The organism is Kitasatospora sp. NPDC058965 (assembly GCF_042741245.1).
Taxonomy (GTDB): Bacteria; Actinomycetota; Actinomycetes; order Streptomycetales; family Streptomycetaceae; genus Kitasatospora.
This window is the reverse complement of the sequence record NZ_JBHYKG010000346.1, coordinates 1-8,530: the sequence shown is the minus strand read 5'-3', so window position 1 is coordinate 8,530 and position 8,530 is coordinate 1. Positions and strand designations below refer to the sequence as shown.

The following is an 8,530-nucleotide window of genomic DNA, read 5'->3' as shown; positions in this document are numbered from 1 at the left end:
GTCCGTCAGGGACCGCCGGGCCGGTGGACCGTCAGCTGCCGGCCGGTACGGGCCGGGCCGCGGTCACTCCGCGTCGAGCTGCGCGCCGACCTCGTCGGAGATGTCGAAGTTGGCGAAGACGTTCTGCACGTCGTCGCTGTCCTCCAGCGCGTCGATCAGCTTGAGGATCTTGCGGGCGCCGTCGACGTCCAGTTCGACCTGCATGCTGGGCATGAACGGCGACTCGGCCGAGTCGTAGTCCAGGCCGGCGTCGACCAGCGCGGTGCGCACGGCCACCAGGTTGGTGGGCTCGGCGAGCACCTCCAGCGTGTCGCCCAGGTCGTTGACCTCCTCGACGTCGAGGCCGGCCTCCAGCACGACCTCGAGCACCTTGTCCTCGTCCACGCCGTTGGCCTTGGGCACGATGACCTGGCCCTTGCGGGAGAAGAGGTAGGAGACCGAGCCCGGGTCGGCCATCGAGCCGCCGTTGCGGGTCATCGCCACGCGCACGTCGGAGGCGGCGCGGTTGCGGTTGTCGGTGAGGCACTCGATCAGCACCGCGACGCCGTTCGGGCCGTAGCCCTCGTACATGATCGTGGAGTAGTCGGCGCCGCCGGCCTCCAGACCGCCACCGCGCTTGACGGCGCGGTTGATGTTGTCGATCGGGACCGAGCTCTTCTTGGCCTTCTGGATGGCGTCGTAGAGCGTCGGGTTGCCGGCCGGGTCGGGACCGCCGGTCTTCGCCGCCACCTCGATGTTCTTGATCATCTTGGCGAAGAGCTTGCCGCGCTTGGCGTCGATCACGGCCTTCTTGTGCTTGGTGGTAGCCCACTTAGAGTGGCCGGACATCACCAGCTCCTTTACGTCGCCAAAGGGGAATGAAACAGAGGAGATCCTACCGGTGTCGTACCGGCGTGGCTGGCACCCGGTCAGCTGCGGGCGGCCAGCGCCTCCTCGACCATGCGCACGAAGAGGGCGTGCACCCGGTGGTCCCCCGTCAGCTCGGGGTGGAAGGAGGTGGCGAGCAGGTTGCCCTGGCGCACCGCGACGATCCGCGACTCGGCGCCGTCGGCGGCCGGCAGCTCGGCCAGCACCTCGACGCCGGCGCCGACGCCCTCGACCCAGGGGGCGCGGATGAAGACGCCGTGCACCGGGTCGCCCTCGAAGCCCTTGAAGTCGACGGCCGACTCGAAGGACTCGTTCTGCCGGCCGAAGGCGTTGCGACGCACGGTCATGTCGATGCCGCCGACGCTCTGCTGGTCGTCCCGGCCGTCCAGGATCTTCTCGGCCAGCATGATCATGCCGGCGCAGGAGCCGTAGACCGGCATCCCGGCCGCGACCCGCTCGCGCAGCGGCCCCATCAGGTCGAAGGCCAGCGCCAGCTTGGACATGGTGGTGGACTCGCCGCCGGGTATCACCAGCGCGTCGACCTCGGCCAGCTCCTCGGTCCGGCGCACCGGCCGGGCCAGCGCGTCCGCCTCGGCGAGCGCGATCAGGTGCTCACGGACGTCGCCCTGCAGGGCGAGGACACCGATCACGGGGGTACTGCTGAGCACGGGTATCCACCTTCTGCTCGAAATGCGGGAACTTGTTCTGCTGGAATGCGGCGATGTGCGGGGAAGCAGCGCAGCCCGCCGCGCCGTCGTGCGCGCGGCGGGCTGCCGGAAGGGTGTTACCAGCCGCGGTTGGCGTAGCGCTCGGTCTCCGGCAGGGTGTCGCAGTTGATGCCGACCATGGCCTCGCCGAGGCCGCGGGAGACGTCCGCGATCACCTTCGGGTCGTCGAAGAAGGTGGTGGCCTTCACGACGGCGGCGGCGCGCTTGGCCGGGTCGCCGGACTTGAAGATGCCGGAGCCGACGAAGACGCCCTCGGCGCCGAGCTGCATCATCAGCGCGGCGTCGGCCGGGGTGGCCACGCCACCGGCGGAGAACAGCACGACCGGGAGCTTGCCCAGCTGCGCCACCTCCTTGACCAGCTCGTACGGCGCCTGCAGGTTCTTGGCCGCGACGTACAGCTCGTTCTCGTCCAGGGTGGTCAGGCGGCGGATGTCGGCGTTGATCTGGCGCATGTGGCGCACCGCCTCGACCACGTTGCCGGTGCCGGCCTCGCCCTTGGAGCGGATCATGGCCGCGCCCTCGGCGATCCGGCGCAGCGCCTCGCCCAGGTTGGTGGCACCGCAGACGAAGGGGGTGGTGAAGGCCCACTTGTCGGAGTGGTTCACCTCGTCGGCCGGGGTGAGGACCTCGGACTCGTCGATGTAGTCCACACCGAGCGCCTGCAGCACCTGCGCCTCGACGAAGTGACCGATCCGGGACTTGGCCATCACCGGGATGGACACGGCGTTGATGATGCCGTCGATCATGTCCGGGTCGGACATCCGGGCCACGCCGCCGTCCTTGCGGATGTCGGCCGGCACCCGCTCCAGCGCCATGACGGCGACCGCGCCGGCGTCCTCGGCGATCTTGGCCTGCTCGGCGTTGACCACGTCCATGATCACACCGCCCTTGAGCTGCTCGGCCATGCCGCGCTTGACCCGGGCGGTGCCGATCTGCGGCTGGTCGGCGGAAGCGGGAGTGCTGGTGGACACGTGAGACCTCACTCGAAGACGAACCGGTGTGCTATCGCCCTATCGTAGGCCGTCAAACTGCCCGATCGATGCGCCACCCGGTCCACCCGGGCCCGCCCGAATCGACAAAGAGGACGGAAACGGCCCGGTCCCGCGCCCCTGCTCAGGCCGGTGCGCCCTGCGGTGCCAGGGCCGTCGGCACCTCGTCGTCCATCTCGAACGCCATCGGGAACGGGGCCTTCCCGGCCAGTCGGAAGTAGCGCACCAGCCGGTGGGTGCGCACCGCGCGCGCCGCGCGCACCGCGTCGTTGTGGAACCGCCGGGCCATCGGCACCCGGCGCACCGCGGAGCTCAGGTCGCGCAGCGCCTCCTCGCCGCCGGGGGCCTCGGCCAGCTCCGCCACCTGCTCCGGCTCGGCGAAGACCGCCCGCAGCGCCTGGCTCAGCTCGCTCTCCGCCACCTCGCGCTGCTCCTCGTCCGCCTGCCGGGCCGCGTGCGAGGCCTGGTAGAGCACCATCGAGGTCGCCGGGTCGAGCAGCGAGGAGGTGGCCAGCTCCTGGGCCGCCGAGGCCCGGCGCAGCAGCTGCGCGTCCAGCGCCGCCCGCGCGGTGTCGATCCGCGCGTGCAACCGGTCCAGCCGGTTGGCCGTCCAGCTCAGGTACAGCGCGAAGAGCACCACCGCGACGGCGGCCCAGATCCAGGTAGTCACAAGGGGCAAACCTACCGGGCCCGCGACCGGCCACCCGACAGGCGGCCCGCGCTCAGTCCCGGGCCCGGCCCAGCCGCTCGCGCCAGCCGGTGGCCTCGTCCTCGCGCACCTTGGCGCCGCCGCTGCCGGTCCCGTCGGTCACCGTCTCGTACACCGAGAGGATGTCCGCCCCGACCACCGACCAGTCGAACCGCCGCACGTGCGCCGAGGCCGCGGTGCGCAGCTCGGCCAGCCGCTGCGGGTCGCCCAGCAGCCGGATCGCCGCCGCCGCCAGCGCCCCCGCGTCCTCCACCGGGAACAGCTCGCCCGCCTGCCCGCCGTCCAGCACCTGGGCGAACGCGTCCAGGTCGCTGGCCAGCACCGGCGCCGCCGCGGACATCGCCTCCACCAGGATGATCCCGAAGCTCTCGCCCCCGGTGTTCGGCGCCACGTACAGGTCCACGCTGCGCAGCAGCCGGGCCTTCTCCTCGTCGCTCACCATGCCGAGGAACTCGATCCGGGCGCGCACCTCGGGCGCCAGCCCGGCCACCGCCTCCTCCTGGTCCCCCTTGCCGGCCACCAGCAACCGCACCTCGGGCCGGACCCGCAGGATCTCCGGCAGCGCGGCCAGCAGCGTGGGCAGGCCCTTGCGCGGCTCGTTGATCCGGCCGATGAAGCCGATCGTCGAGCCGACCCAGCGCGGGTCCGGCTCGGCCTCGGCGAAGAAGGCGACGTCCACCCCGTTGGGGATCACCACCGCGTCGCCGCCCAGGTGCTCCACCAGGGTGCGCCGGGCGTACTCGCTCACCGCGATCCGCGCGTTGATCTTCTCGAAGATCGGCTGCAGGATCGGCGAGGCCGCGATCATCACCCGCGAGCGCGGGTTGGAGGTGTGGAAGGTGGCCACCATCGGACCGGTCGCCGCCCAGCCGGCCAGCATCGACAGGCTCGGCGAGGCCGGCTCGTGCACGTGCAGGATGTCGAACTCGCCGTCCCGCAGCCACCGCCGCACCCGGGTCGCCGAGATGATCCCGAAGCTCAGCCGGGCCACCGACCCGTTGTACGGCACCGCCACCGCCCGGCCCGCGGAGACCACGTAGGAGGGCAGCGCCGACTCGTCGTCGGCCGGCGCCAGCACCGAGACCTTGTGCCCGAGGTCGATCAGGTGCTCCGCCAGGTCCCGGATGTGGAACTGCACCCCGCCGGGCACGTCCCAGTCGTACGGGCAGACGATGCCGATCCTCACGAGGCGACCTCCTCGCCGGCCGCGGCCGGCGGCGCCTGCTGGGCGCGCGGCGGCAGGTCGGCCAGCCAGAACTTCTGCAGCATGTGCCAGTCCTGCGGGTGCCGGGCGATCTCGCCGGCCCAGATGTCGGCCAGCTGCTGGGTCATCAGTGCCTTGGCCGCGTTGCGGTCGCCGCCCTGCGGCACCTCGATCGGCGGGTGGATCCGGGCCGCCTGCACCCCGCCCTCGTACCAGAGCGAGACCGGCAGCAGCGCCGCCCCGGTCCGCTGGGCCAGCGCCGCCGGGCCGGCCGGCATCCGGGTGGTCTCGCCGAAGAACTCCACCGGCGTGCCCGACTCCGACAGGTCCCGGTCCCCCACCAGGCAGACCAGCTTGCCCTCGCGCAGCCGGCGGGCCAGCGTCGCGATCACCGAGATGTCGCTGCCGGTCAGCGCCAGCACCTCCATCCCCAGCCCCTCGCGGTAGGCCACGAACCGGTCGAAGAGCGCCTCCGGCTTCAACCGCTCGGCCACCGTGGTGAAGCCGAACCCGAGGTGGCGCACCACCCAGGCGCCCGCCAGGTCCCAGTTGCCCATGTGCGGCAGTGCCAGGACCGCGCCCCGGTTGGCCGCCATCGCCTCGATCAGGTGCTCGGTGCCCTCCACCCGCATCGAGTCGGCGATCTTGCGGTCGTTCCACACCGGCAGCCGGAAGGACTCCATCCAGTACCGCAGGTAGGAGCGCATCCCCGCCCGGGAGAGCTCGCGCAGCTCGGCGTACGAGGCCTGCGGCCGCACCCGGCCCAGGTTCGCCTCCAGCTGGCGCACCCGCTTGCCCTGCCGCCGCCAGGTGAAGTCCGCCAGCGCGTCGCCCAGCACCCGCACGACCGGCTCCGGCAGCAGCTTCAGCGTGGCCCAGCCCGCCGCGTAGGCACCGTCGACCAGCTTCTCCCGCATCGCGTCCCTCAGCTCTCTCGGGCGGCTGCCGCCGCCTCGAACGCCTCTCGGCGCACCGTCAGCATCCGCTGCATCACCGTGATCACGCTGCCCACGCCGACCGCCCACAGGGCCACCGGCAGCAGCCACTCCACGTACGGCACGCCGAACGCGTGCAGGCCCGCGACCCCGGCCGCGACCAGCGAGACCACCAGCCGCTCGGCCCGCTCCACCAGTCCCGACACGTCGCACGGCAGCCCGAGGCTCTCGGCCCGCGCCTTGGTGTACGAGACCACCTGACCGCTCGCCAGGCAGAGCACCGCGATCGCGCAGAGCAGGTCGTTGTTCCCCTGCCCGGCGTACCAGAGCGCCAACCCGCCGAAGATCGCCGCGTCCGCCACCCGGTCCAGCGTGGAGTCCAGGAAGGCCCCCCACTTGTTGGAGGTCCCGGCCTGCCGGGCCATGTTCCCGTCCACCAGGTCCGAGAAGATGAACAGGGTGATGGTGATCGTGCCCCAGAAGAACTCGCCGCGCGGGAAGAACACCAGCGCACCGGCCACCGACCCGGCGGTCCCGACCAGCGTCACCGCGTCCGGGCTCACCCCCCAGCGCAGCAGCAGCGCCGCGAACGGGGTCAGCACACGTGTGAAGAAGGCACGCGCGTATTTGTTGAGCATGGCCTTCCGGACCGCTCCGATCTCACTGCCTGGGGTGGTACACCGGCGGGCCAGCAGCGGCGCGGACCGGCAGCCGAGTGGATCAGCCGCTCGGCGTGACCCATGGTATCCACTGGTATCCGCGCCACCGACGCCGCTCGGCACCCCCGCACCCGATCGGGCCCGGGGTCACCGGCGGGGCAGTGAGCAGGCCTTCGTCCCGCCCGGCATCCGGTGCCGGTGCCCGGCCACCCAGCGGTAGACCGCCGCCGCCAGTGGCCGCACCGGCGCCAGCTCCAGCAGCCCGCCCAGGTAGGCCCAGGCGTTGCCCGAGCGCAGCAGCAGCTTGGCCACCGCGGCCGCGCCGCCGTACACCCGGCCGGCCGGGGTCACCCAGAGCATCTCGCGCTGCGCCCGCTCCTCGGTCACCCCCAGCGCCGCCAGGTCGGCGAACTGGTACGGCCGCGCCTCCCAGCCCCCGGAGGCGAGGGTCTGGCGCAGGTACCGCTCGGCCAACCGGATGCAGGAGCTGCAGAAGGCGCAGTCCCCGTCGAACACCAGGACCGGATCAGCAGAAGTCATGGCACCGATCCTGCCCCATCGGGATCGAAGGCCGCGCAGCGGGGAAAGAACCCAGCGGAAAAGCCGTCAACCCTGGTCACTCCCGCAGGTGACGGTAGTTCAGAAGATCACCGTCACAAGGGCCCGGCGGCACGGTAACCTGCCGCTGACAGGGAGGGAGGGGAGGCCGCCGCCATGACCAAGCTGGACATGACCCCGGGTGCGCAGATACCCCGCACGGATTCCGGACCGCAGACCGCGATCACCCAGGCACTCTCGTCCGCCGCCTACCGCGACAGCGATCTGGACGAGTTCGTCGCCAAGGTGCAGGACGGTGTGGTCGGCAAGGCGGGCTGGCACGAGTTGTTCCGGCCCAACGTCGGCGAGGCCTTCAGCAAGGCGGTGATCGGCCGCACCCTGGGTGCCGGCCGCAAGCCGATCGTGCCCTCGTTCGGCACCGAACCCCGCATGGTGGTCGAACACTGCCTGGCGGCGGAGGAGTTGCGCACCGCCCGGGACAAGAGGCTGATGCTGGTCACCCTCCTGACCGGCCTGCTCTTCCTGCCCGGCACCCTGCTGTGGCTGCTCGCCGTCCGGGCCCGGATCTGGCTGCGGACCGGCAGCGAGAACCGCGACGCGCTGTTCGGTCCGCTGGTCATGCTGGTGCCGATCCTGATCGCCGCCGCGCTCGCCTGGCACCCGCCCTTCACCGGCTTCTGGGGCCTGTACGCCCGGATCGTCCTGCTGGTCCCGCTGGCCGGCTGGATCGTGGCCAAGCGGATCGTGGTCGCCTCGGTCAAGGACCTGCGGGCCCGCTGGTCCGACGTGCTGGACGGCAACCTCAACCCGGTGCTGCCCACCGCCGTGCCGCAGCACGACAACGACAAGAAGGCCGCCGCGCTCAAGGAGGGCCTGGAGCGGCTGACCGTCGAGCAGCACACCAACGTGCTGCACTACGCCGGGGTCAACGGGATACTCGGCCTCGGCCGCCGCTGGGGCTCCTGGGAGCTGGTCGAGGACCTGCGCCCGATGGAAGGGATGGAGGACTTCCGCACCTTCCACACCTGGGACCTGGTCCGCAAGATCACCGACCGGCTCAACGGCCTCGGCCGCAGCGAGGTCGGCAACGGCGGGGTGCCCAACTCCTCGGTCGAGCAGTGGGTGATCATGGAGGTCGGGGCCGGCGCGGACGAGATCGGCCGCCCGGACGGGCCCGACATGGACGGCCCGCGGATGCGCGACCACGCCGTGGTCAACATCGCGAACCGCCAGGGCTTCGGCCAGGACGGCCCGCGCCACTACCTCGGCACCCAGTTCGTCCTCAACAAGGGCCGACTGGTCGTCAGCGTGCTGGTCACCGTCACCGTGCTCAGCAACACCCTGCGGGTCTCGGTCAACGGCCACACCCTCGGCCCGATCAACGGCGTCTTCCACGACAAGCCCAAGCCCAAGGAGAAGACCGAGGCCAAGACCGGCAAGTTCTGGGAGGAGCGCACCGTCCAGCTCCCGCTGGTCGACAACCTCGAAGTGGTCCGGCAGGCGCTGCGGGCCCCCTTCTACCGCGCTCCCGGCCTGCTCAACTGGCTCGGCGGCACGATGAAGCTCCCCGAGCCGTTCGGCCTGCGCACCGCCTGGGCCACCCACCCGTGGAACAGCCGGTTCATGGCCGACGACTCGATCCGGATCGCCACCCCCGTGGTCAGCGCGGTGCTCGCCGCCACCGTCGAGTTCCTCGCCGACCACGACATCAACACCGACCGGTTCACCAACCGCGGCCTGATCCTCAAGTCCGAGCTGCAGGGCGTGCGGCCGTTCAAGTCGGACCAGTACGACGCCTGGTAGCGCCACCGGTACGACGGAGGGGGCCCGCACCACCGCGGCGGTCGCGATCACCGCGACCACCACGGCCCTGTTCGCGGG

At 71.7% G+C, this 8,530-nt stretch carries 9 protein-coding genes; 1 reads left to right on the top strand and 8 read right to left on the bottom strand.

What is annotated here, in order from left to right:
- Positions 1-63: 63 nt before the first annotated feature.
- The 8 genes from ACFW1A_RS35045 to ACFW1A_RS35010 all read right to left on the bottom strand — a co-directional run bounded on the left by ACFW1A_RS35045 (position 64) and on the right by ACFW1A_RS35010 (position 6,631).
- Complete coding sequence (locus ACFW1A_RS35045) at positions 64-828, bottom strand: YebC/PmpR family DNA-binding transcriptional regulator (RefSeq protein ID WP_380416472.1); 765 nt, start codon at positions 826-828, stop codon at positions 64-66.
- Positions 829-908: 80 nt separating this feature from the next.
- On the bottom strand, positions 909-1,535 hold the full coding sequence (pdxT, locus tag ACFW1A_RS35040) for a pyridoxal 5'-phosphate synthase glutaminase subunit PdxT (protein WP_380416470.1): 627 nt from the start codon (positions 1,533-1,535) through the stop codon (positions 909-911).
- 116 nt (positions 1,536-1,651) lie between these two features.
- Positions 1,652-2,566, bottom strand: coding sequence for a pyridoxal 5'-phosphate synthase lyase subunit PdxS (pdxS, locus tag ACFW1A_RS35035; protein ID WP_380416468.1), 915 nt, complete (start codon positions 2,564-2,566; stop codon positions 1,652-1,654).
- A gap of 142 nt (positions 2,567-2,708) precedes the next feature.
- Positions 2,709-3,263, bottom strand: coding sequence for a hypothetical protein (locus ACFW1A_RS35030; protein ID WP_380416466.1), 555 nt, complete (start codon positions 3,261-3,263; stop codon positions 2,709-2,711).
- Positions 3,264-3,306: 43 nt separating this feature from the next.
- Positions 3,307-4,479, bottom strand: coding sequence for a glycosyltransferase family 4 protein (locus ACFW1A_RS35025; RefSeq protein WP_380416464.1), 1,173 nt, complete (start codon positions 4,477-4,479; stop codon positions 3,307-3,309).
- Positions 4,476-5,414, bottom strand: a complete 939-nt coding sequence (locus tag ACFW1A_RS35020; protein ID WP_380416462.1) for a phosphatidylinositol mannoside acyltransferase — start codon at positions 5,412-5,414, stop codon at positions 4,476-4,478. The genes ACFW1A_RS35025 and ACFW1A_RS35020 overlap by 4 nt, the downstream gene beginning before the upstream one ends.
- A gap of 8 nt (positions 5,415-5,422) precedes the next feature.
- The gene (pgsA, locus tag ACFW1A_RS35015) at positions 5,423-6,070 is read right to left on the bottom strand and encodes a phosphatidylinositol phosphate synthase (protein ID WP_380416459.1); all 648 of its coding nucleotides are present in this window, start codon (positions 6,068-6,070) and stop codon (positions 5,423-5,425) included.
- 168 nt (positions 6,071-6,238) lie between these two features.
- Positions 6,239-6,631, bottom strand: a complete 393-nt coding sequence (locus tag ACFW1A_RS35010; RefSeq protein ID WP_380416457.1) for a thiol-disulfide oxidoreductase DCC family protein — start codon at positions 6,629-6,631, stop codon at positions 6,239-6,241.
- A gap of 174 nt (positions 6,632-6,805) precedes the next feature.
- On the opposite strand from ACFW1A_RS35010, the gene ACFW1A_RS35005 reads away from it, so the two are divergent.
- Positions 6,806-8,452, top strand: coding sequence for a hypothetical protein (locus tag ACFW1A_RS35005; RefSeq protein WP_380416455.1), 1,647 nt, complete (start codon positions 6,806-6,808; stop codon positions 8,450-8,452).
- Positions 8,453-8,530: the final 78 nt, after the last annotated feature.